Annotated in this window: 22 protein-coding genes; 21 read left to right on the plus strand and 1 reads right to left on the minus strand. The window is 34.3% G+C overall.

Going from position 1 to position 24177, the window contains the following annotated elements:
- Positions 1 to 8: 8 nt before the first annotated feature.
- From B5488_RS17955 to B5488_RS18370, 20 genes are all read left to right on the plus strand, one after another.
- A complete protein-coding gene (locus B5488_RS17955) occupies positions 9 to 1013 on the plus strand; it encodes a GNAT family N-acetyltransferase (protein ID WP_106197129.1) in 1005 nt (334 codons plus the stop codon).
- Positions 1010 to 2059: a pseudaminic acid synthase gene (gene pseI / locus B5488_RS00385; protein WP_079733479.1), complete on the plus strand. Its 1050-nt coding sequence runs from the start codon at positions 1010 to 1012 to the stop codon at positions 2057 to 2059. The genes B5488_RS17955 and pseI overlap by 4 nt, the downstream gene beginning before the upstream one ends.
- Positions 2046 to 3500, plus strand: a complete 1455-nt coding sequence (locus tag B5488_RS00390) for a hypothetical protein (protein ID WP_079733480.1) — start codon at positions 2046 to 2048, stop codon at positions 3498 to 3500. The genes pseI and B5488_RS00390 overlap by 14 nt, the downstream gene beginning before the upstream one ends.
- Complete coding sequence (locus B5488_RS00395; RefSeq protein ID WP_079733481.1) at positions 3501 to 4436, plus strand: glycosyltransferase family 8 protein; 936 nt, start codon at positions 3501 to 3503, stop codon at positions 4434 to 4436. It begins immediately after the preceding gene.
- A 17-nt stretch (positions 4437 to 4453) separates the two neighbouring features.
- Positions 4454 to 6268 carry an ABC transporter ATP-binding protein gene (locus B5488_RS00400; RefSeq protein WP_079733482.1) on the plus strand — a complete coding sequence of 605 codons (1815 nt, stop codon included), beginning with the start codon at positions 4454 to 4456 and terminating at the stop codon, positions 6266 to 6268.
- A 299-nt stretch (positions 6269 to 6567) separates the two neighbouring features.
- Positions 6568 to 8100 (plus strand): aldolase catalytic domain-containing protein, encoded by a 1533-nt coding sequence (locus B5488_RS00405; RefSeq protein ID WP_079733483.1) that lies wholly within the window; start codon positions 6568 to 6570, stop codon positions 8098 to 8100.
- Positions 8101 to 8104: 4 nt separating this feature from the next.
- Positions 8105 to 8791, plus strand: a complete 687-nt coding sequence (locus B5488_RS00410) for an acylneuraminate cytidylyltransferase family protein (RefSeq protein ID WP_079733484.1) — start codon at positions 8105 to 8107, stop codon at positions 8789 to 8791.
- Positions 8772 to 9395, plus strand: a complete 624-nt coding sequence (locus tag B5488_RS00415; RefSeq protein ID WP_079733485.1) for an HAD family hydrolase — start codon at positions 8772 to 8774, stop codon at positions 9393 to 9395. Before B5488_RS00410 ends, B5488_RS00415 begins: the two co-directional genes overlap by 20 nt.
- Positions 9396 to 9397: 2 nt before the next feature.
- On the plus strand, positions 9398 to 10138 hold the full coding sequence (locus B5488_RS00420; protein WP_079733486.1) for a glycosyltransferase family 29 protein: 741 nt from the start codon (positions 9398 to 9400) through the stop codon (positions 10136 to 10138).
- 3 nt (positions 10139 to 10141) lie between these two features.
- A complete protein-coding gene (locus B5488_RS00425) occupies positions 10142 to 11395 on the plus strand; it encodes a glycosyltransferase family 4 protein (protein ID WP_079733487.1) in 1254 nt (417 codons plus the stop codon).
- A 15-nt stretch (positions 11396 to 11410) separates the two neighbouring features.
- Positions 11411 to 12520, plus strand: a complete 1110-nt coding sequence (locus B5488_RS00430) for a glycosyltransferase (protein WP_079733488.1) — start codon at positions 11411 to 11413, stop codon at positions 12518 to 12520.
- On the plus strand, positions 12513 to 13331 hold the full coding sequence (locus B5488_RS00435) for a glycosyltransferase (RefSeq protein WP_079733489.1): 819 nt from the start codon (positions 12513 to 12515) through the stop codon (positions 13329 to 13331). Before B5488_RS00430 ends, B5488_RS00435 begins: the two co-directional genes overlap by 8 nt.
- 245 nt (positions 13332 to 13576) lie before the next feature.
- A complete protein-coding gene (locus tag B5488_RS00440) occupies positions 13577 to 14650 on the plus strand; it encodes a glycosyltransferase (RefSeq protein ID WP_262507369.1) in 1074 nt (357 codons plus the stop codon).
- Between the two features lie 83 nt (positions 14651 to 14733).
- Positions 14734 to 15672 (plus strand): GNAT family N-acetyltransferase, encoded by a 939-nt coding sequence (locus B5488_RS00445; RefSeq protein ID WP_079733491.1) that lies wholly within the window; start codon positions 14734 to 14736, stop codon positions 15670 to 15672.
- A gap of 100 nt (positions 15673 to 15772) precedes the next feature.
- Positions 15773 to 16876 carry a hypothetical protein gene (locus B5488_RS00450; RefSeq protein ID WP_231919777.1) on the plus strand — a complete coding sequence of 368 codons (1104 nt, stop codon included), beginning with the start codon at positions 15773 to 15775 and terminating at the stop codon, positions 16874 to 16876.
- 639 nt (positions 16877 to 17515) lie between these two features.
- Positions 17516 to 18469 (plus strand): polysaccharide deacetylase family protein, encoded by a 954-nt coding sequence (locus B5488_RS00455; protein WP_079733493.1) that lies wholly within the window; start codon positions 17516 to 17518, stop codon positions 18467 to 18469.
- Positions 18453 to 19505 (plus strand): N-acetylneuraminate synthase family protein, encoded by a 1053-nt coding sequence (locus B5488_RS00460; protein WP_231919778.1) that lies wholly within the window; start codon positions 18453 to 18455, stop codon positions 19503 to 19505. Before B5488_RS00455 ends, B5488_RS00460 begins: the two co-directional genes overlap by 17 nt.
- Positions 19506 to 19735: 230 nt before the next feature.
- Complete coding sequence (locus B5488_RS00470; RefSeq protein WP_079733495.1) at positions 19736 to 20488, plus strand: crotonobetainyl-CoA--carnitine CoA-transferase; 753 nt, start codon at positions 19736 to 19738, stop codon at positions 20486 to 20488.
- 159 nt (positions 20489 to 20647) lie between these two features.
- A complete protein-coding gene (locus B5488_RS00475) occupies positions 20648 to 21169 on the plus strand; it encodes a KdsC family phosphatase (protein WP_079733496.1) in 522 nt (173 codons plus the stop codon).
- Between the two features lie 14 nt (positions 21170 to 21183).
- Positions 21184 to 21285, plus strand: a complete 102-nt coding sequence (locus B5488_RS18370) for a cytidylyltransferase domain-containing protein (RefSeq protein WP_407690225.1) — start codon at positions 21184 to 21186, stop codon at positions 21283 to 21285.
- Here the strand turns inward: B5488_RS18370 and B5488_RS00485 are convergent.
- Complete coding sequence (locus B5488_RS00485; protein WP_079733415.1) at positions 21271 to 22266, minus strand: IS1595 family transposase; 996 nt, start codon at positions 22264 to 22266, stop codon at positions 21271 to 21273. The two genes, B5488_RS18370 and B5488_RS00485, sit on opposite strands and share 15 nt — an antisense overlap.
- 59 nt (positions 22267 to 22325) lie before the next feature.
- On the opposite strand from B5488_RS00485, the gene B5488_RS00490 reads away from it, so the two are divergent.
- Positions 22326 to 24173, plus strand: a complete 1848-nt coding sequence (locus tag B5488_RS00490; protein ID WP_231919779.1) for a polysaccharide biosynthesis protein — start codon at positions 22326 to 22328, stop codon at positions 24171 to 24173.
- Positions 24174 to 24177 lie beyond the last annotated feature (4 nt).

The raw sequence follows: 24177 nt of genomic DNA on the forward strand, positions 1-24177 counted from the left end.
TTTGAAAAATGAAATCCTATAAAGTCTTAGACCAACAAAAATTTACTTCTGGCGAATATGCTATTGTACCTATAAGAATGGAAGATCGTTACGCTATTATGAAATGGCGCAATGAACAAATGTATCATTTGCGACAGAATGAGATTTTAACCAAAGAAAATCAGGATGAATATTTTAATGATGTAATATCTAATTTATTTGATCAGGAAAAACCAAATCAAATTTTATTTTCTTTTTTAAAAGGTGATGAATGCATTGGTTATGGAGCCCTAGTTCATATTAACTGGGTAGATAAGAATGCTGAAATATCTTTTATAATGAACACAAGCCTTGAGGAAGATTATTTCGAACTTTACTGGATTAATTTTCTAGAATTAATAGAAGAAGTTGCTTTCAAGGAATTAGGGCTACATAAAATATTTACCTATGCTTATGATTTAAGACCTTTGCTTTATTCTGCTTTAGAAAAATCCTGCTTTGCGCTGGAATCTGAATTAAAGGAACATTGTTATTTTAACAGTAAATTTATTAGTGTTAAGATTCATTCTAAAATGAATAAAAATAATGAATTACGATTTGCTACAGAATCAGATTTAAACCTGACATTTGGCTGGGTAAATAATGTTAGTATAAGAGCCTTTTCATTTAATAAACAACAAATTTCTTTGAAAGACCATGCATTTTGGTTTTTATCTAAAATAGAAAATTCAAATTGCGAATACTATATTCTTAAAGTCAATGGCATATGTGCTGGATCTATCAGGTTTGATATAGAGGAAAAGCAAATAGCAAAAATAAATTATTTATTAGATCCAAATTTTACAGGAAAAGGGCTAGGAACTTACTTGCTGGAAAATGGGATAAAGTTTTTAAAAGAGAACCGGCCCGAGATTAATATGGTTTATGGATATGTTTTAAAAGAAAATATGGCATCGATTAAAATATTTGAAAAACTTTTATTTGAAGAGCTTGAAAAGGGTTCAAAATTAAAATATCAAAAAAGAATAAAATGAAGATAGGAAATAGAGAATTAGGAAAGAGGTCTTCAGTTTTTATAATTGCAGAACTTTCAGCCAATCATAATGGTAGTTTGGAAACTGCTTTAAAAACAATTAAGGCAGCTAAAAGAGCGGGCGCAGACTGTATTAAACTCCAGACTTATACTGCTGATACGATGACAATTGATTCCAGTAAAGAAGATTTCACGATAAAGGGAACCATTTGGGAAGGTAAGAATTTATATAAACTTTATCAGGAAGCCCATACACCCTGGGAATGGCATAAAAAATTATTTAAAGTTGCGAGTGAAGAAGGTTTAATTTGTTTTTCTTCCCCCTTTGATAAAACAGCGGTAGATTTTCTTGAAGGTTTAGACGTACCTGCTTATAAAATAGCTTCTTTTGAAATCACCGATATCCCGCTAATAGAGTATGTAGCTTCTCAAGGAAAACCGGTTATTATTTCTACCGGTATAGCTGAACAGGAAGATATCGAACTTGCTCTAGATGCCTGTAAAAGAATGGGGAATAGTGATATCGCCTTGTTAAAATGTACTTCGTCCTATCCAGCCCCAATAGAAGAAGCTAATATGGTGATGGTCAAAGACCTTGCGGAACGCTATAATGTTATTTCCGGTTTGTCAGATCATACCATGGGAAGTACAGTGCCTATTGTTGCAACTGCAATGGGTGCTAAAATTATAGAAAAACATTTCATTTTAGATAAATCTATTGGTGGTCCAGATGCTTCTTTTTCTATGGATGAAAAAGAATTTACCGAAATGGTTAAAGCGGTAAGAGAGGCAGAAAAAGCACTTGGTAAAGTTGACTATACTTTGACTGAAAAACAAAAGAAAGGAAAAGATTTTAGTCGTTCCCTTTATGTAGTAGAAGATATTAAAGCTGGACAGCTTATTACAGAAAAAAATTTAAGAAGCATAAGACCGGGCTTTGGATTGCATCCTAAGTATTTTAAAGAAGTTCTGGGAAAAAAAGTTGATAAAAACGTGGAGAAGGGTACAGCTTTTAGTTTAGACTTGGTGGAGCATGGAAAAGAATAAAATTGACCATACCGTTTTGTCAAATTACTTTGCGCAATGGGCAGAAGAATACCCAGTAGAAACCTGGATTATTGGAGGAATTAATATTTGGCCTATCCTTAAGAAAAGTATTTTTTTTACAATTCTGGTTGAGAATGGCGGAAAAAATCAACAAATTTCCCCAATATATATTAGAGCTTATAAAAAAATAAAAAAACTTATAAAAGCTTGGATTTATGTAAAACGACTGAAACTGGAAAAAGCAAACTTTCTTTTTAGCAGTAGCTATCAACAACGTATTTTCTATAAGGATAGAGAGTTTAATAGGTTTATTGAGCCTTTAATGGATTATTTGGAAGAACAGGGAGAAAAATCTTATCTTTTAGAATATCCAGAGGTTAAAAAAGAGCGGGCTTATCGTCCTGAGCGTATTGTAGATATTCAATGTATGCTGGCATTATACTCCAGCTCAAAAAATAAAAATAAATATGTTGAGGAGTTAAAGCAACTTGCTAGGTTTGATGAATTTTTAGAAAATGTATACGTAAAAACGAATTTAGATGCTGGCTATAATAAAAATAGATTAATTAGGATCATACTTTCTATAAAATCCTGGGAAAAGGTGTATACTAAAATTATAAAGCTTACTAACCCTAGGTATGTTTTAGGTTTAGTATACTATTCTGATGCAATATATGGGCTAAACCTTGCGGCTCGAAAACTTGGAGTTACCAGTATAGACCTCCAGCACGGTGGTATGGGAAAAGCTCACCCAGCTTATTTTTTTAATAAAATACCAGCTGAAGGTTATAACTTATTGCCCGATATTTTTTGGGTTTGGAGTGATTCGGATTATAAAAATATAAATAACTGGGCGAAAAAAACACCTCATAATGTTTTGTTAGGCGGAAATCCCTGGATTGGATTGCTTGGTAAAAAAGAGAATAATAAGAAAAGCATAAACAAGAAAAGACCAGTTATATTGTTTACCCTCCAGCCCATAAATGATATCATTCCTTCATACTTATATAAAATAATAGCGGAAACAACAGAGGAATTTGAATGGTGGTTACGTTTTCATCCTAGAATGACAGGCGAAGAAAAAAAAGGTGTATTAGATAAATTAAGTAATTTTGGAATATTAGACAGTATTACGTTTGATTATTCCAGTAAGGCTCCACTTCCTGTGGTTCTTCGTGAATGTGATTTACATATATCTTTTTCATCTGGCTCTATAACCGAAGCGGCCATAATGCATCGATTTTCTCTGATACTAAGTGAAACAGGAATAAATTTTTATGAAAACCTAATTGAGGAAGGTTGGGCATTTCCGTGTATTGAACGTGATCCACAGATTATAAAAAATAAAATTAGAATTTATTTAGAAAGAGGGCAAAATTCTATTTTGAACAAAGAGGTGGATTATAGAGAAACACTGAAATTGTTATTAAAGGAAACTTAAATGGAGAAAGTTAATATAATTACATACGCCGACGGATTTTATATACAACATGCGTGCTTAATGCTTATGTCACTAAAGGATGTGGTTACCAAAGATCGGGAATATGAGGTTATTATTTTTTACGCGAATTGTGATGAATTATCCCTTAAAAAGTTAGAAATCAGTCTTGGTAATTATTTACCTCAAAATATAAGCTATCAATTAATAAAATGTGACTTTGGCATATCTAACAAGTTAAAAGCAAAAAGTGAACATCTTAATGCTTCGATTTATGATAAAGTCTTAATTTACAATCTTATTCCTCCTGATGTGCACAAAGTTGTTTTTTTTGATGCAGATATAATATTAGAAAAAGACCCTGCTATAATTTTTGATATAGATTTGGGTGATAATTATGTTGGAGCAGTAAAAGATCAGGTTTTCGAAAACTTTTCTCAAGAAGCTAAAAATGTTCTTGGAATTAAAGCATACCAATACTTCAATACAGGCGTTATGCTTGTTAATTTGATTAAATGGCGTAATGATGAAATCTCTAAAAGATCTTTAGATTTTGCTTTCGAAAAGTGGGATTTAACACCTTACCATGATCAGGATGCCTTTAACTACGTGATTAAGGGAAATTGGAAAGAAATTTCACCGCTGTGGAATCCGCGTATTTTAAATAGAATCCTAATACAGGGAGAGGAAAAAATTTATAAAAAAATGGAAGTTTATCGGAAGGATCTTTCTTTTCTAGTACACTATAGCGGTCCTGAAAAACCCTGGTTATATATGTCTTTTCATCCGAAAAAAAATGAGTACTTAAAATACTTAAAAATATCTGAATTTAAAGATTATAAATTTCCTGATTATAACATTAAAAACCTTATAAAAAAGCAGATCATTGGTTTACGCCGTAAATTTTATTTCTTTAGAAAAGGACTAAAATTATCTTAACCGCTTAAAAATAGTTAATGGATAAATTTAAAAAAATAATTAAGAATAATTTTCAATATTTCTTTTATTTCTACTCCTACCTTCGTTATAGAATTCTTATAGCTTTTGGTTTAAGTTTTTTAAGAGGTGTTTTAGATGGATTTGGACTAGCGATGTTTATTCCACTATTAAAAATGTCTACTTCGGGTCCACAAGATGTACCGAGTGAAGGCTTGGGTAACCTGAGTTTTTTACCGGAGTTCTTAAGCAGTATCGGTATTACTCTTAATATTCAAAACACACTTTTAATAATTCTTACATTCTTTTGTTTTAAGGGAGTGGTTGCCTTTGTAGAAGGTTATGCTCGCGTAACATATCAACAATTGTTTATAAGGGAGATAAGGATTAGTAATATTAGATTATTAAATACTTTTAAGTTTAGTGAATTCGTAAAATCTGATGTAGGTAAAATTCAAAACACTTTTAGTGGAGAAGTTGGGCGTGTTAACATAGCCTATCAAAGTTATTTTAAAGCTATAGAATACGGGGTTTTAGTTTTTGTTTACGTAGCTTTTGCTTTTGCTGCAAATGCCAGGTTTGCAATTATTGTTGCTATAGGAGGCTTTTTAACTAATATTTTGTTTAAATGGTTGTTTAGGAAAACGAAAAGTTTATCTAAAACATACACCAAAAGTGCCCATCGTTTTCAAAGCTTGTTAATTCAACATGTTGCTAACTTTAAATATTTAAAGGCCTCAGGTTTAAATTACAGGTATGGAAATAAATTAAAGCAAAATATTACTGAATTAGAAGAAGTTCAAAAAAAGCTTGGATTGGTAGATTCTACTTTGAAAGCACTTAGGGAGCCACTTACTATACTAGTTGTGGTTGTTGCTATTTTAATTCAGGTAAGTTATTTTAATTCGGATATTGGCTTAATAATTTTAAGTCTTTTATTTTTATATAGATCCTTAACCTTTTTATTAGCGCTTCAGGAACAATGGAACCGATTTCTTGGAGTTTCTGGTTCCATGGAAAATATGACAAATTTTACCCGGGAATTAAAAAGAAATAAAGACAGGAACGGAGATATTAAGTTCGATGGATTTCAAGAAAAAATTAAAATTAATAACATTCATTTTAAATTTGGTGATACTCCAATTTTATCTGGGTTAAATTTTGAGATAAACAAAAATGAAAGCATTGCGATAGTAGGGGAGAGCGGTTCTGGTAAATCTACACTCATGAATATCCTATCTGGTCTGCTGTTGCCTGAGAAAGGAGAAGTCTTTATAGATGAAAAATCCTTAAATGAATTAGATCTAATTTCTTACAGGAAAAGGATTGGTTATATTGCTCAGGAAGCTCCTATTTTTAATGACAGCGTATTTAATAACATAACCTTTTGGGCTGAGAAGAATGAAGAAAACTTGAAGAAGTTTAATGAGGCTATAAAGAAATCAGCTCTATACGATTTTGTTAATACTCTTAAAGATCGGGAAGACGAATTACTGGGGAATAATGGAATCAATATAAGTGGGGGACAAAAACAGCGATTGTCTATAGCTAGGGAACTATATAAAGATGTGGATTTTCTATTTATGGATGAAGCCACTTCAGCTCTCGATGGGGAAACAGAAGCTGCAATACAATCAAATATTGATAGGTTAAAAGGACAGTATACAATCATTATGATAGCTCATAGGCTGGCTACTGTAAAAAATGCCGATAAAATAGTAGTGTTAAAGGAAGGGAAGATAGAAAACATGGGAAGTTTTGATGAATTGGCCAGGAAATCTGAAGTTTTCAAACATATGATAGAATTACAGGGTATGACACCGACAGCCAAATAGTTAATAGGTAGTTCTTATTCTTTCAAAAAACTATATTTGTATTTTTTATTATTTTGAGTGCTACATGCCAAGCCTTTATGTTTCAAGAAATAGGCGGTAAATTATTTGTTTTAATAAATGTTAGATTATTTTCTTATAAACTGAAACTATAGCATTGAGGTGTAATATGTTCAAATCATATAATTATAGGGGGGTAATTGAATTAAAAACGATATTTTACGAATCAAAGATTGAAAAATAAAATTAAAATAATTGTGGTTATTACATATTAGAGTATATCTACAAAAAAATAAAATAAAATGAAATTACTTGATTGTACACTTAGGGATGGAGGTTATTATACTAACTGGGATTTTGATAGAGAACTAGTAAAAGCATATTTTGATGCATTTAATAATCTTCCTATTGATTACCTGGAAATTGGTTATCGTTCAAATTCAATGAACTCTTACCTGGGGGAATATTTTTATTGCCCGCAATATGTACTGGAAGATGCCAAAATAAATAGTTCAAAAAAGCTGGTTATTATCTTAAATGAAAAAGATGTACGGGCAGAACATGTTCCTGATTTACTGGAACCTTGTGTGGGCTATATTACTATGGTTAGAATAGCCATAGATCCTAAAAATTTTAAAAGAGCACTGAGTCTTGCAGAAGCTGTAAAAAAACTTGGTTTTGAGGTTGGGTTTAACGTAATGTATATGTCTAACTGGGAGAATGAAAAGGAATTCCTTGGGCAAATTAAGGAAATTAACGGAATTGTTGATTATTTCTATATGGTTGATTCTTTTGGAGGGGTTTACCCTGAAGATGTGAGAAAAACCTTTGATATAGTTAGAAATCAAACTGATACAAAGATAGGTTTTCACGGCCATAATAATTTACAATTAGCCTTGGTGAACACTTTAACTGCTATTGATTGTGGTGTTTCTATTGTGGATACAACTGTAACAGGAATGGGGCGTGGAGCCGGAAATTTGCAGACAGAATTATTGTTGACTGCGCTTAACGGAAAAGGAGAACTTGATCTTGATTTCAATGCTTTGAGCAAAGTGGTAGATCCATTTGAAGCTATGCAGAAGGAGTATGGGTGGGGAACCAACCTACCTTATATGGTTTCTGGAGCAAATTCGCTTCCTCAAAAGGAGGTAATGTCTTGGGTTACCAAACGTTTTTATTCTTTAAACAGTATAATACGGGCCCTTTCAAATCAATCAAAAGGAATTGAAGACAACATTGATCTAAAGAATTTGGAGGAAGAGAAAAAGTTTAAATTAGCCTTAATAATTGGTGGCGGTCCTAGTGGCAAGAAACATGCTAAAGCCATTAATGAATTTATAGATAAACAAGAGGATATCTGTCTTATCCATTCCAGTTCAAAGAATTCTCAGGAATTTAAAGATGTTCATAAACTTCAAATACATTGTCTGGCCGGGAATGAAGGTCATCGCCTTGAAGATAGTTACAGCGAGATGAATATAAAAGACAAACTTGTAGTGCTACCACCTTATCCAAGAACCATGGGTACTTATATACCGGAAAGTTTAGAAGATGTGGCATTTCAGCTTCAGGAAATAAGCTTTACCGATAAATTTCATGAATCGGTTACCTCTTTAGCAATAGAAACTGCGCTTAAGTTAGGGGTTGAAAAATTCTATTTTGCAGGGTATGATGGATATTCGGGAGAAATTAAAGCCCAGGAACTGGAATTATTTAATGAAAACGAATATATTTTTGAACGTCTTAAGGAAAACGGTAATTACACCCCTATTGCTATTACCCCAACTTTGTATGATAGCCTAGAACCTCAATCTGTATTTGCTTTAATTTAAGATTATGTCTATATCAGTTTTTTTGCCCACCCGGAAGGGTAGTGAACGAGTTAAAAATAAGAATACACGAAAATTTTCAAATTTTGACGGAGGCTTGCTGGAATTAAAGTTAAAACAGTTAGCTAAGTTAGATGTGGATGAGGTTGTGCTTTCAACAAATGATGAAGAATCTTTAGCGGTAGCCAGGAATTTTGAAAGTGATTTCCCGAAACTTAAAATTGAAGTTCGTCCCGATGCCTTAGCATTAAGTACTACCAGTTTAAGTGATTTAATTGCCTATGTTCCAAACATAATAAACAGCGAGCATGTTCTTTGGACCCATGTTACCTCACCCATGGTTGATACTGAGATTTATTCAGATAGTATAAAAACCTATTATGAAGGTCTGGAAAAGGGTTTTGATTCTTTGATGTCTGTAACAGGTTTTCAAAACTTTTTATGGAAAAAAGAACGTAATGATATTATTAATAGAATAGGTGATGAGCGTTGGCCCAAAACCCAGGACCTAGAAATGCTGTACGAGATTAATAGTGCTGTTTTTATAACTCCCAAAGAGATTTATAAAAAGAATGGGGATAGGGTAGGAAAGAATCCTTACTTATTTGAGATGAATAAATTCACTTCTTTAGATGTAGATTGGGAAGAAGATTTTAAAATTGCAGAGGCAGTATATGATAAATTTAAAGGATAAGAAAAATATTTTTTGGGATTTTGATGGAGTCATTATGGATTCTATGCCTATAAGGAACAAAGGATTCGAGTTGGTTTTAGAGAATTATCCAAAAGACCAGGTACAGGCGCTTATGAAGTTTCATTTAAAAAATGGGGGCCTTTCCCGTTATGTGAAATTTAGACATTTTTTTGAGGAAATAAGAGGTGAAAATGTTTCGGAAGAAGAGGTAAAGGAATGGGCGCAAAAATTTTCTAAAATAATGAAGAAGGAATTAGTGCAACCGCCTTTGTTAATTAAGGATTCTTTGAATTTTATAAAGGAGAATTACAGGAAATTCAATATGCACATTGTTTCAGGTTCCGATGGAATGGAACTGAACTATTTATGTGAAAGACTTGAAATCTCCTGGTATTTCATCTCAATACATGGGTCACCGGTTCCCAAAAAGGAATTGGTGCACAATCTTTTAATTAAACATAAATATAAACGAAATGATACCATTTTGATAGGAGATTCTATCAATGATTATGAAGCTGCTGAAAGTAATGATATTGATTTTGGCGGATATAATAATGAGCGGCTCAAAGAGTTAAAAACTTTGTATATAGAAAGCTTTACCTGAAAATGAAATTATTAAATACTATAAAAGGACTTTGGTTGCTATTTTTTTCAACAAAAATTTTCCATCCGGAAAATGTGTTTAAAGGTAAAAGAGTAGCTGTGATTGGAGCAGCAGATTCTGCCTTTGAAAAGGAAAATGGAGCTTATATTGATTCATTTGATTTGATAGTCAGGGTTAATAAAGCCCCCCATTCCTGGAGTGCTGAAAAAGCGAAGTTTATAGGAAATCGTACTGATGTTTTATTTCACTCGTTTTACGAGAATTTAGAAAGCGGTGGTGGACCAATAGATCTTGAGCTTTACGCAAAGCAGGGGATAAACTATATTGTTAACCCCAATTTTAATTCAAAAGGACTTTGGACGCATTTAAATTATTATAAAAGAAACCTGAATGATAATTTAACCTATATTCTTTCTCGCTCATTTTCTGAAAAAAATACCAAGAACTTTGATAAATGGATCCCAACGGTTGGTTTTTCAGCTTTAAATACAATTTTAAATTCAAAGTGCAAAGAGGTTTATATAACAGGATTTACATTTTTTAAAACCCCTTATGCTGCAGACTATCGAAATCAATTAACAGATATGGAAGCAAATAAGGAACATATTAGAGACCAGGGTCTTCATAATCCGGATTTGGAATTAAAAGAGTTTTTACGCAATTTGGATGAAATAAAAGCTAAGGATACTCATGTAATATTAGATCCAATGCTTCTACAAATAATTAAAAACCAGAAGAATTAAATTATGATACATAAAAACCTTACATCAGTCTTTATAATTCCCAGAGGCAGTTCTGAATGGAAAGGTAATGAAGCAGGTTGGATAACAGCATCGGGCTGGGCAGCAGCGGGAGAGCAATTGTGGGGAAATGCTGTTGTAGCCACTTCAGATGGTTTATTTAACCCCAGGGAATCAAGATTATTCCCAAGGACCGATGAAAATTCATCGGTACAATCTTCTTCTAATTCTTCTAAAAAAAATATTAGAAAACTTGTACCAGAAATCTTTATAACTGCATATAAAGACTGGAGGTTAAAGAATTCTAAACCGGCTATATGGCCTATTGAGGTTAATGACGCTTTAAAAGGCAAGAATGTTAAAATGGTATGGCAAAGACATGATCTTTTTTCGGGGCCGGGACGAAAATTAGCTGATAAATATAAAGTACCTTTGGTTACTTCTGTTGAAGCCTTAGCGGTTTGGGAAGCGGAAAAATGGGGCGTTAAAAGACCCTTCTGGGGGAAATGGATGGAAAATAATTTTGAAGCAAAAGCTTTAAAGGAATCAGACCTGGTTTGTTGTGTTTCAAGTGAATTACAAGAAAAGGTGCTTTCTTTAGGAGTAGATCCAGATAAGGTAATTGTAACGCCTAATAGGGTAGATTCAACTTTATTTAATCCGGGGGTTGAAGGAAAAGAAATAGCTTTGGAATATAATCTTAGCGGAAAGAAGGTAATTGGTTGGATAGGAAGTTTTCGAGATTTCCATGGTATTGATCATATTATTGAAGCATTTATTTTAATTGAGAAAAAGTATCCAAAGGCTGTTTTAATGCTAATTGGTGATGGCAACCAAATGCCTGACATTAAAAAGCTTATTGAATTAAAAAAAATAAAGAATAAAGTTATTCTAACCGGAAAACAAAAGTTCACAGATATTCCTGGCTTTGTTAGTAATTTTGATATTGCCATAGTAAGCGCTCGTTCGGCTGCTGGTTTTCACTATTCACCTTTAAAATTACGTGAATACAAGGCTACCGGTAAAGCGGTGATTGCTCCCCGTGCAGGGGAAATACCGGAGTTATTTACAGACGAAGAAGATCTTCTATTGTACGATACCGGAAATATTGAAAACCTGGCCCAAAAGATGGAAACCCTTTTAACCGATGAAAATTTAAAGCTCAAACTTGAGGAAAGTTCCAAAAATTGGTTTGAAAAAGAAGGAGCTTGGATCCACGAATTGAAAAGTGTTTGTGATATTCTTGAAATTAAATATTAATAAAAAAATTCAATTTTGAAGATTATCCAGCTTATACAAAAACCCCAACTTCGTGGTGCTGAAATATTTGCCTGCCAACTTTCTAATCATTTAAAAGAGCAGGGGCATGAAGTTTTGGTGGTTAGTATCTTTAAAGGAGATTCTGAACTGCCTTTTAAAGGAAAGCTTATCTCTTTAGATCGTCCGCTTTCAAAAAGATTTTTTGATCTTAATGGATGGAAAAAGTTCAATAGTATCATTCGGAAATTCAAACCCGATATCATACAGGCAAACGCTGCCGATACGCTAAAATTTGCTGTGAGTTCAAAAATACTATTTTCCTGGAAACACCCATTGGTGTACAGGAATGCGAATAAAATGGGAGATTTTATCACTTCCAAATTAAAATGGCAACTCAATAATTTTTATATGTCAAAAGTGGCTTATGTAATTTCTGTAAGTAAGGAATGTGAAAAGGATTTTATAAAAACTTTTTCTTATCCACAGAAAAAGATTAATACTGTAGAGATAGGAGTAGAGGAACAGGAATTAGAAGGAATTCCTGGAGATCTGCAGAAAATTTTTAAAAGGGGGCCTGTCATAACGCATATTGGGGGTTTTGTACCCGAAAAAAATCACGATGGGCTTATTAATATTTTCAATAAGAGCTTAGAGAAATTTCCCGAAACCCAGCTTCTTTTATTGGGAAAAGGTAATCTGGAGATGAAAATTAAGTCAAAAGTAGAAGAATTACAAATTCAGAATAATGTGCATTTTTTAGGCTACAGGAGCGATGTCCTAGATATTTTAAATAATTCCAAAGCTTTTGTTTTACCGAGTTTGATAGAAGGATTGCCTGCCGTTATTTTGGAGGCCATGTATTGTGAAATTCCGGTAGTAGCCTATAATGTTGGCGGAATTGGCGAGGTTGTGGTTCAGGGTAAAACCGGGTGGCTTGTAGAAAAAAATGAGCAGGCTAAATTTCAGGAGCATCTTGAGGAAATCTTAACAGGGAATGAAAATATTGCCGATAGGGTTAAAACAGCCAAAAATATGATCTCTGATAAATTTCTGAATAAGCAAATTGCACAAGGTTTTGCCAAACGCTATTTTGAAGTCTTGAATCATAAGTCAGGATATGTATAAAAAGGTATTTGCCGTAGTTGTTACTTATAAAAGAGCAAGTATTCTGGAGCAATGCTTAACTGCTGTGTTAAAATCTTCAATTTATAAAATTGAACATCTTCATATTATAGTAAACGATAATGAGAGTTTAACTTTAGAGGTTATAAAGAAATTTTCTTTGGAATTTCCTTCAAAAATCTCTTTTGAAATTTACGACAATGTGGGGCCTGCGGGAGGTTTTTATTACGGCTTAAAAAAATTCCTGGAAAGCAAAAGTGATTTTGTTTGGTTGATGGATGATGATATCATACCGGAACCGGGTTGCCTCCAATCCTTAATGGACTGTACAGAAACAGAATCTTATATCTTTTCAAAAGTTCTTAAAAAAACAGGGGAAGAGGTTATTGCCTTTGGGTGGTGGGGAGTTTTGATCTCAAAGCAGATAGTAGAAAAAGCAGGATTGCCTATCAAAGATTTTTTTTACTGGGCAGAAGATACAGAGTATTTACAGAATAGAATGATCAGGAAGAATGGGATCATACCATATAGATGTGGGAATGCCGTTGTAGAACATTTACATCAGCGTACCGGAAATAAACCTTCCTGGTATTATTATTACACCATCCGTAATACTTTATATTACAGAACCCGGATCTTTCCACTTAACCTGAAAGGTGCTGTCCGAATGATATATGTGTTTATGGGTACTTTTTACAGGATAATATCTAAAGAGCCGGAAAAGCTAAAAAAAATATACCTGGTAGGCTTAGGTACTGTGCACGGACTAGCAGGAAAGTTGGGTAAAATTGAAAAGTTGCATCAGGGTTATTGATTCGTTAGTTCGGGATTTGTTAATTGGGGATTCTAGCCCCCCAACCCTCGAAGGGGGAGTTAATGAAATTTTTGAATCCGTGCAATTCGTTTTAGTTCGCGTAATCCGTATCCTTTAATAAATTTTTCTTAAAATCTTGTTATCCTTTCTTATTCAAGTATTTTTGCACTTTAATACTGAGCGATTAAATGCAAAAAATAAAGATCCTTCATATAATAAAATCTTTAGGCAGGGGCGGGGCAGAAATGTTATTGCCTGAAACCTTAAAAATACATGACACATCTAGATTCGAATTCCATTATATTTATTTTCTTCCCTGGAAAGATCAAATGGCGGAAAGTATTAGAAACACTGGGGGGAGAGTGACATGTTTTGAAGCAAAGGATAATATAAGATTAATGCAACAGTATTCAGGCGTGATTGAATATTGTAAAAATAATGAAATCGATTTAATTCATTGTCATTTGCCATGGGCAGGGTTTTTAGGTAGACTGGTTTTCTCCAAAACTAAAATACCGGTTGTTTATACCGAGCACAATATGCAGGAGCGTTATCATATTGCCACGAAAATAATTAACAGCCTTACATTTAATTCCCAGACTTTGGCTTTGGGAGTTTCAGAAGATGTTACCAATTCCATAAAGAAAAACATCAATCCAAAAATTCCGGTAAATACACTTTTAAATGGTGCGAATACGGATTCTTTTCAAAGAGATCCGGGATTGGGAACTAAAACAAAGCAGCAGTTGGGAATTCCTGAAGATGCTTTGGTTTTAGGAAATGTGGCTGTCTTTAGATTTCAAAAGCGACTGTTAGAATGGCTGCAGGTTTTTAAAGCAATTGAAAATAAAAATCCGAATGTATATGGAATAATTGTTGGAGCAGGACCTTTGGAAGAGGAGATAAAAGCTGAATTGATTAAACTGGAATTAGAGAAAAAGGTGTTCCTACCGGGTTTAAAAACCGATGTTAAACCCTATTTTTCCGCGATGGATATTTTTATGATGAGCAGTTCTTTTGAAGGATTGCCCATTGCGCTCCTAGAAGCAATGAGTATGGGGTGTGCAATTGTTTCAACAGATGCGGGAGGGATTAAAGAGGTTGTAAGAAACAGAGAAGATGGTTTAACTTGCAAAATGGAAGAATGGATAAAACTTTCCGGTTTATGCCAAGTTTTAATAGACGATCCTGATAAGTTAAGCAACTTTAAAAAAGCTTCCCGGGAACGGGCCGTAAATTCGTTTAGTTTGAAAGCGATGGTTGATTCTTTGGAAGAAATTTATGAATCGCTAGCTCTCCAAATCCCGAATGGGAAGTAAATGAAAGTATCAGGCAGGAAATTGAATGGGAAAAATGGGGATGGAAAAATCTTCTTCTACGCGGGGGACAAAACCAATAACAAATGCAAATAAGAGAAGCTATAGAGCAAGAAATACCTGAGATTATAGAAGTGCTAAAGGCAAGTCTGGGTGAAACTTATTCAAAAAAGACGGAAGCGGTATGGAGGTATAAGCATGAAGATAATCCGTTCGGGAAATCAGTGGTTTTGGTAGCTGAAGAAAACGAGGAGATTGTTGGAATTCGTGCTTTTATGCATTGGGAATGGCGTTTAGGAGATCAGATATTTTCTACTTTCAGAGCGGTAGATACCGCAACCCACCCAGATCATCAGGGAAAGGGGGTATTTAAAAAACTTACCTTGAATGCATTAGAGGTGGTTAAGGAACAGGGGGATGATTTTATTTTTAACACCCCTAATACCCAAAGTTTACCCGGATATCTAAAAATGGGCTGGAAGGAAGTGTCTAAATTAAAGATTCGGGTGAAGCCTGCGAATCCATTTCACTGGCTTAATAATAAAACAGGTAAAGCTTATACTGTTAATAATACTTGCGGTGAAGGACAACTAGCCAATTTGACTTCGGTTTATAATAAATTAAAAGCTGAGGAAAATAGATTATTCACTTTAAAATCGCCGGAATATCTTATCTGGCGTTATGAAAATAATCCCTTACAAAATTATGAGATAAAGGCAGATCAGGATTTTTATCTGGCAGCATATATTAAAGAACATAAATATGTTAAAGAACTTCGTATAACAGAACATATTTATTCGGACGATCGTGGTCTGCAAAAAATAAATAAAGCTGTAAAGGAATTCAGTAAAAAATTTGGGGCTCAAATTATTACGTCTACAGGATTAAGTTATGGTGTTGGGTTTTCCGGTAATTATGGTCCGGTTTTAACGCTGAGAGATGTAAATTTAGATCCAAATTTAAAACAGGAATTATTACAGCTTAACAATTGGTCCTATACTTTGGGGGATCTGGAATTATTTTAATATGCCTGGAGGTTTTTTTTTAATATTAATACTATTTGTTATTACCCAGGGACTTTTTAGCTCCCTGTCTAAAAAACATGCCTTCTTTTCAAAAAAGCTGATGAATCAACTTTTTTGGTATCATATTGTTTTCTTGGGAATCTACTACACCTACACCATATTTAATCGTTCAGACTCTTTGGCCTATTATGATCGGGCAGAAATTGCAAGTAGAACCTGGGCAGAAACTTTTGGAACCAGTACCACATTTATTGATTTTTTAGCCTATCCTTTTGTTAATTTTTTTAACTTCAATTACGAAATGATGATGGCGCTTTTCGCCTGGTTTGGGTATCTGGGTTTTGTGTATGCTTACGTATTTTTTAGAGAAAATATCCCTATTAAGATCACCGTTTTTAAAAATTTTGATTTACTTACTCTCATTCTGTTTTTTCCAAACATGCACTTCTGGACCGCTTCTTTGGGAAAAGGAGCCCCAATTTTTCTAGGATTGATGCTATTCGCCTATGCAATTAAAAACCCAAAATCAAGGCTTATAACCTTAATTTTGGGTTCGCTCCTTATTTACTATATACGTCCTCACGTATTCATGTTTGTGGCAGTAGGAACCGTTTTAGGTTATATGAGTGGGAAGGAAAAAATATCATTTGGTAAGAAACTATTCATCTATATTTCCTTGATAGGAGGATTGGTCCTGGTTCAGGATACTATTCTGGGAATGGCAGGGCTTGAGGGTTCTGAAGATTTCACTGAAGATTTTAGCCAGTTTTCGGAAGGTAGATCTGATAAATTGGCTACTTCAGGATCCGGAGTGGATATGTCAAGTTATCCCTTACCCATAAAGTTTTTCACCTTTTGGTTCAGGCCATTGTTTTTTGATGCTCCCGGAATTCTGGGGCTTATTACCTCGGTAGAAAACCTGATGTATCTTTTGTTGTTCTTTAAGGTTCTAAAGAAGGATTTTATAAAATTTATAAAAAATTCACCTATTGCTGTTAAAATGAGCCTAGTTGTTTTCCTGCTGGCATCTTTCGCAATGACCTTTGTAATGTCTAACCTGGGGATCATTATGAGACAAAAATCTATGGTGATGTATTTTGCCTTTTTTGTGATCTATTATTATTTAGCGCAAAAGAAGTATGATAAGATAATTAAGTTGAAGAGAAGAAGAAAAAATCGGAATAGTGAAGTTGTGATGATGTGACGATGTGATCTTGTGAACTTTTACTGGAGTAGCGAGTTTTTAATTCGGGATTCGTGAGTTCGAGAGTCGTTAATTAATTTTGGATTGGTTAATTGGTGAAGTTGTGACTGAGTATTTACAATGTATACATTTATCAAAAAAACCATCACTTCGAGTAGCGTAAAACGGAATGTCAATGCAGTTTTACTCGTATCGAGAAGTTGTTTTTTAGTACTTTTACTGGTCATTAAGCCTTTGCTTCAGATTTAGGCTTCGCAAATGCTATTGAAGTGTTTGGTGGTTAATTATATGGTATTCAATATACAGTCAAACGGTTTGCCACTCTACTTCGTCACTTACAATGACGGTGAATTTTTTGAAATATGATATTGTGGTTATTTATGAATTTATAGCACTATATCGTCATTGCGACCCCGTGGGTGAGGCATTCTGTTGGTTTGGAGTAGTAATTATGTGAAGCTGTAAATAGTAAGCTATTGTCATTGATTATTTTATTCGGAACCTAAGTTGCCGGAATGTGGTATTGTTAATTGGTTTTTGCCACGAATGCACAAATATGTTTTTATTTCACCTTTCCCTCAGGAAGAGGTCGGGTAAGGGTTTCAAGAATTATTAAATATTAAAAAAATAAACAGCAGTATGGAAAATGGTGCTTTGGTAATTTCTTTAGATTTTGAACTGCTATGGGGTGTATTTGATAAGATAGAATGGAGGGAGAGAAAAGTATATTTTCAGAATACCAGAAAGCTAATTCCTGAAATTCTGAAGCTGTTTGAAGAATATGAAATATCCTGTACCTGGGCTACTGTAGGAATGTTATTTAACGAAAATTGGGATGATTGGAATTCAAATGTTCCCCAAATTATACCGGAATATTATAATGAGAAGCTATCTGCATATAAATACGGGAATTCTATCCAAAGTAAAGAAACTGAGGAATTTTGTTTCGCTCCTAATCTTATAAAATTTATTAAAGAAACCCAGGGCCAGGAAATAGGGACACATACCTATTCGCACTATTACTGTCTGGAGCCTGGACAAACCCTAGAAAGCTTTAGGGCTGATCTTGAAAAATCAAAGAAGATGGCTGATAAGTTTGGAATAAACTTAGAATCTTTGGTATTTCCCAGAAATCAATGTAACGAAGATTACCTGGATGTATGCATGGAAAACGGGTTAAGGACCGTCAGAACCAATCCAGCGGATTGGTATTGGGAAAATACCCAGAAAGACAGTCTACAACAGAAGATTTTCCGAACAGGGGATGCCTATTTTGGATTGAACAATAAATCTTACAGGGATATCCCAGAAATAGCTCCCGGTATTACCGGGCAAAAAGCTAGCAGGTTATTAAGGCCTTATAGTGGAAAAAGCTTTCTTGATAAAACACGTCTGAATAGGATACAGTCTGAAATGAGTGCAGCTGCTAAGAATAAAGAGATCTATCATTTGTGGTGGCACCCACATAATTTCGGAGATAATCCAGAGAAAAATCTTCAGGACCTAAAGCAAATATTAAGTCACTTTGATTTCTGTAGGAAAAAATATAATTTTCAATCTTTTAATATGAGTAAACTTGGAAAAAAAGTGTAAAAGTACATATCTAATTGGGGAGATAGGCCAGAATCATAATGGGTCCTTTGAATTGGCAAAGCAAATTATCGATCTGGCAGCAATGCCGGTAAGGGAAAAATTGTTTGATCTTCCGGTAAAAGGTATGGATGCGGTAAAGTTCACTAAAAGAGATCTAACACAAGAGCTTTCTGCTTCCGAAATGAAGAAACCATACCTGTCTCCCAATTCCTTTGGAAAAACCTATGGGGAGCACCGCAAAGCTTTGGAGTTAAGTGATGAACAGCATTTTGCACTCTTTAAGTATGCGAAATTGAAGAATTTGGATTTTGTAGAAACTTTATGTTCGCCTTCCTGTCTTTCCCTTTTAAAATATTTTGAACCGAATAAGTTAAAGGTAGCTTCCCGGGACCTTACAAATCTTCCTTTACTGGAAGCTCTTGCTGAAACGAAGATTCCTATTATACTGTCTACAGGAATGACAGGGAAGCAGGAATTGGATGAGGCATTGGAGGTAATAACCCGAATTCATTCTAAAATTTCTATTTTACATTGTGTATCTGAGTACCCGACTCATCCACAACATGTAAATTTAAGAAGCCTGGATTATTTGTTGAAGAATTATGGGGAATATAGCATTGGCTATTCCGATCATACTATTGGGATTTCAGTTCCGGTTGCAGCAGTGGCGAAAGGAGCACAAATCATTGAAAAACATATAACTATTGATCGAAGTATGAAAGGAACCGACCAAAAAGGGTCATTGGGAATAGACGGGGTGCGGCGTATGGTAAGGGATATACGATTGATGGAAATGGCATTAGGGCGAGAGGATATTTTTATTCAGGATGCTGTTCAGGCTGTAAGGAATAAACTAGAGCGATCCCTGGCTACGAATCGTACCATTATGAAGGGAGAAATAATGTTAGAGGAGGATATTCATTTGTTGTCTCCGGGAACAGGTTATAAATGGAATGAGAGATTCAGGATCATAGGAAAAAAGACAAGCCAGATTATTTATAAAGATGAGATCATCTTACCTGGCCATATCTCATAAAGAATATGAAAATTCATCATTTAAAATCTGCTTCCGTTATTATTGAGACAAACTCAATTAAATTTTTTTGTGATTCCTGGCTGGTTGATGGTAAATATTTTGGCTCTTAGTATCATTACTAGTTCAATATTGAGAAGAATATTTTTGATAATATTCAAGCTTATTGAAGGCTTAAAAGGATTGATTCTGGTCGAAAAGCAATTGAACCTAATTATTAATAAATTTATCCCATGGAAAAAATAACAACGACTACCTTAGCCTCAAATCAAGAAAAGAGAAACAGGGAAAAATTATTTGATCTTTATCAAAAAAATCCACTTCCAGGCGAGGAAGTGACGTCTAACTCAGCTTTATTTTTAAAGCGTCAGGAACTATCTAAAATTTTATTTTTTAATGAATTGTACCAGCAGATCCAGAGTATACATGGTATAATTATAGAGTTTGGATGTAGATGGGGACAGAATCTTATTACTTTAAATAATTTAAGGGCGATTTATGAGCCTTATAATTATAACCGAAAAATTCTTGGATTTGATACTTTTGAAGGTTTTAAAAATACGGATGTAAAGGATGGTGTAGATTCAATTATAAAAGAGGGGAGTCTAGGAGTTACTGGGAATTATGAGGTTTATTTAGAACAACTTTTGCAAGTTCATGAAAATGAATGTCCATTATCGCATATTGAGAAAAATAAGCTCATCAAAGGAGACGCCCCAATTAGCCTGAAAAAATATCTTGAGGATAATCCTCAAGCACTGATCGCTTTTGCGTGGTTTGATTTTGATCTTTATAAGCCAACTTTGGATTGTTTAAACCTAATTAAACCTTATTTGACAAAAGGAGCTGTTTTAGGTTTTGATGAACTTAACGATCCCAAATTTCCGGGAGAGACACTTGCTCTCAGGGAATTTGCAGATTTAAATTCCCTTAAGATCCAGAGAAATAAATTTAGTGGAATGCAGTCTTACGTTGTGATGGATTAAGTTGGAGACGTGGGGACATGGAGAGCAGGAGACTTGGAGGTCGGCAGAAAGGGAGATTTGGAGAAAAGGGAGTTGGAAACTTGGGAGGGTAAGGCATGAGTTGGGATTTAATCAATGAGTTCAGAGTGAATTGATTTTTGTAAAACAATTAAATACAATATGAAATATAAACTTGTAGTTTCAGATGTAGATGGTGTATGGACAGATGGTTCTTTTTACTATTCTTCGGAAGGGGATGTTATAAGAAAATTCAGCACCAAAGATAGTTATGGTATAAGTTTATGCCGGCTGGCCAATATTCCTGTTCTTATTCTATCTTCCGAAAAGAATATGATGGTCGAGAAAAGAATGAAAAAACTGAAGCTGCGTTATGTTGAACTTGGAAGGAAAAATAAATTAAAAGTTATTAGCTCCTATTGTAATAAAATGAATATAGAACTTTCTGAAGTTGCTTATATAGGAGATGATATGAATGATTTTCCTTTAATTGGGAAAGTTGGTTTCTTTGCCTGTCCTGAGGATGCTTATTATGGAATCAGAAAAGCTGCTAATTCTGTATTGAAAAAAAAAGGAGGAAATGGTGCTTTCAGGGAATTTGTTGAAGTAATATTAGAAAAATCAGGGGATCTGGAGGAGACATACGCTAAATACATCAATGAATGTTTGCAAACGCAGGAATAATTATACAGGCCAGGATGTCAAGCTCCCGATTACCGGGAAAATCTTTAATGAAAATTGGTCCACAGCCTCTCATTTGGTATGTAGTGAATAGATTAAAAAGGCTAAGTTCTAATTAGCATATTGAATAGTTGTTGTTTGTACTCGTACCATGCGCTATTTGAAGCAAAGGCAATGGCTGTAACTGTTGCCATTTTACTGGTTGAGTTCTTGATTTTTTCAAGTACCAAGAACCAATTCAAGTAATTCTGTAAGTATTTTGTAGCTACCCCATTGAAAGAATCCATGAACTTTCTCAATCTCATATCCATATTGTTTACATTCTGGACATGGTACACCTTATCTACGGTTCGCTGTCCCTTTGAGGTGTTGAACTTTTTATGGGCAATTGTGTTGGCTTTTGCAAAAGCACCATAACTTCTATGGCTGTCGCTGCAGAGTACGTCAGCTTTATCAAGTTTCCCTTTAAGTATTCTATTCAGATCCTCTTTACTGATACGACCTCTTGTGGCCACTTTAAAGTCTTTGTTTCCAGATCTATCACAAGTTGCCACTACAGCTACTTTTTCATCACTTATGCCTGCTTTGCTTGCTTTTTCTCCTCGCATTTTCGGTTTTCTACCTAAATGACGTCCTCCTTTTTCTGAGTAGGCAAAGAACAGGTCATCGCTTTCGACTATGCCCTGAAACTCTTCTACCGAAACACTGGAAAATGACGTGAGCAATTTATGTCTCCAATCAAAGGACGTTTGAATTGATATCTCCGTCTCTTCTGCACTTTTCCTGATACTGTAGCCCGACAACAAACAGTATAAATACCGATTTAACTTCTCTTTCTTTTTTATATTATACCAAAACTTACCTGTGGTCTCACTGAAATTCTTCTTACAGCCATTGCAAACATAGCGTTGAACGCCTTTGAGCTTGCCATTGGCACGAACACGCTTTTCTGAGCAATGAGGACAGGTAACTGCTTTTGCCTCGTTGCTGTCCTTTACTTCACTTTCTTGCAAAGACAATGATAGCAACGAAGCCACTATCTCTTGTTGAACAGTCGCTGGACTATTAACGAAAAAATCCCTGAAATCTGAAGGTATCATATCTATATAGTTTTACACAAATATAAGACATATTCATCTTAGAACAAAGCTTTTCTACATTGTTTACCGTTTTAATTATTGTAGACCTTACTCCAAATTACTATACTATACTCAGTTTTTATGATAAGGCATTTATCGTAATAGCGGTACATACCTTCTATTTTTACGTTTTTAAAACTTACGCAGGGATTATTCGGTATTCCTCTAATATAGATGCGCTAAAACTATTATTGGCCACAATTAGTTCGTTTATCACCTTAATGCTAATCAATTATATAACTTACTTTGTTATAGATAAAAAGATCTTTTTGGTCGGCGGTTTATTAATCAATTTATGTATTTCCTTTTCTTTACTTTTTCTATTTAGATTAGGTGTAAAACAGATTTACGAATATTTTAAATTAGTTAGTCAGAACGAAGATATCCTGAACGCAGTTATTCTTGGAGCCGATGAAAACGCAATTTCTATTGCAGGTGCCCTTGATATCGAAATTCCAAGAAGGTTTAAAATAGTTGGTTTTCTAATTAATGAAAGACATAATAAAAGTATTAGGTTACTGGATAAACCGGTAATTAATTATTCAGCTCAAATTCACAAGGCGATTGAATCTGTTAAAGCGGAAGCCATTATTCTTTCTGAAAACAATTTTACTGCAGAAGAAAAATTTGCTTTTGTTAAAGATTGTCTTGAAAATAATATAAAGGTGTTTAATGCGCCAGTTATTTCTACCTGGGGAGAAGATACCCAACCTATTGCCAAAAAGGTAAAATCGCTTCAAATTGAAGATCTTTTAGAACGCGAACCCATTAGACTTAATCCTGAAAATAAGATTGAACAATTAACCGGGAAAACTATTTTAGTAACCGGGGGCGCAGGTTCTATTGGTAGCGAAATTGTAAGGCAGGTTGCGCAATATAATCCGAAGAAATTAATAATTCTCGATCAGGCTGAAACACCACTACACTCTTTGAGTCTTGAGGTGAACGCAAAATTTCCGGAGCTTAATTGCAAATTTATTATTTGCGATGTAGGGAATTTTAAGCGTTTGGAGCTCATGTTCCAAAATCATCAAATTGATGTAGTTTATCACGCTGCTGCCTATAAGCATGTGCCTCTAATGGAGGAAAATCCGCACGAAGCTGTTTTTGTAAATATCCAGGGAACAAAAAACCTGGCCGATCTTTCTTTAAAATATAAGGCTTCACATTTTGTAATGGTTTCTACAGATAAAGCGGTGAACCCGAGTAACGTAATGGGAGCTTCCAAAAGAGCTGCGGAAATGTATGTACAGTCGCTTTATCATTCAGGCATTAAAGAAAATCCAGATACCACAAAATTTATCACCACCCGTTTTGGGAATGTTTTAGGTTCAAATGGCTCTGTAGTGCCGTTGTTTAAAAAGCAAATAGAAAAAGGTGGCCCGGTGACAATCACGCATCCAGATATCATTAGATATTTTATGACTATTCCCGAAGCCTGTCAGCTGGTTTTAGAAGCCGGTGCTATGGGAAAAGGGGGAGAGATCTTTATTTTTGATATGGGAGAGCCGGTTAAAATTATGGATTTGGCCATAAAAATGATTAAACTTGCAGGTTACGAACCAAACAAGAATATTAAGGTAAGGATTACCGGCTTAAGACCCGGTGAAAAACTTTATGAAGAATTATTGAATGATGAATGCAAAACCCTACCAACCCACCATAAAAAAATAATGATTGGCCAGGAAGTGGTTAGGGACTATGAACTGATTAGTGATAGAATAGAAAGTATTATTGAATCGGCGAATTCTCTAAAAGCCGACAAGATGGTGAAAAAATTAAAAATGCTGATTCCAGAATTTAAGAGTAATAATTCCTTATTTGAAAGTCTGGATAATAAAGAAGAAGTAATAAGTGATAAAAGATAAATTA

Source organism: Salegentibacter salegens, from assembly GCF_900142975.1.
GTDB classification, from domain to species: domain Bacteria; phylum Bacteroidota; class Bacteroidia; order Flavobacteriales; family Flavobacteriaceae; genus Salegentibacter; species Salegentibacter salegens.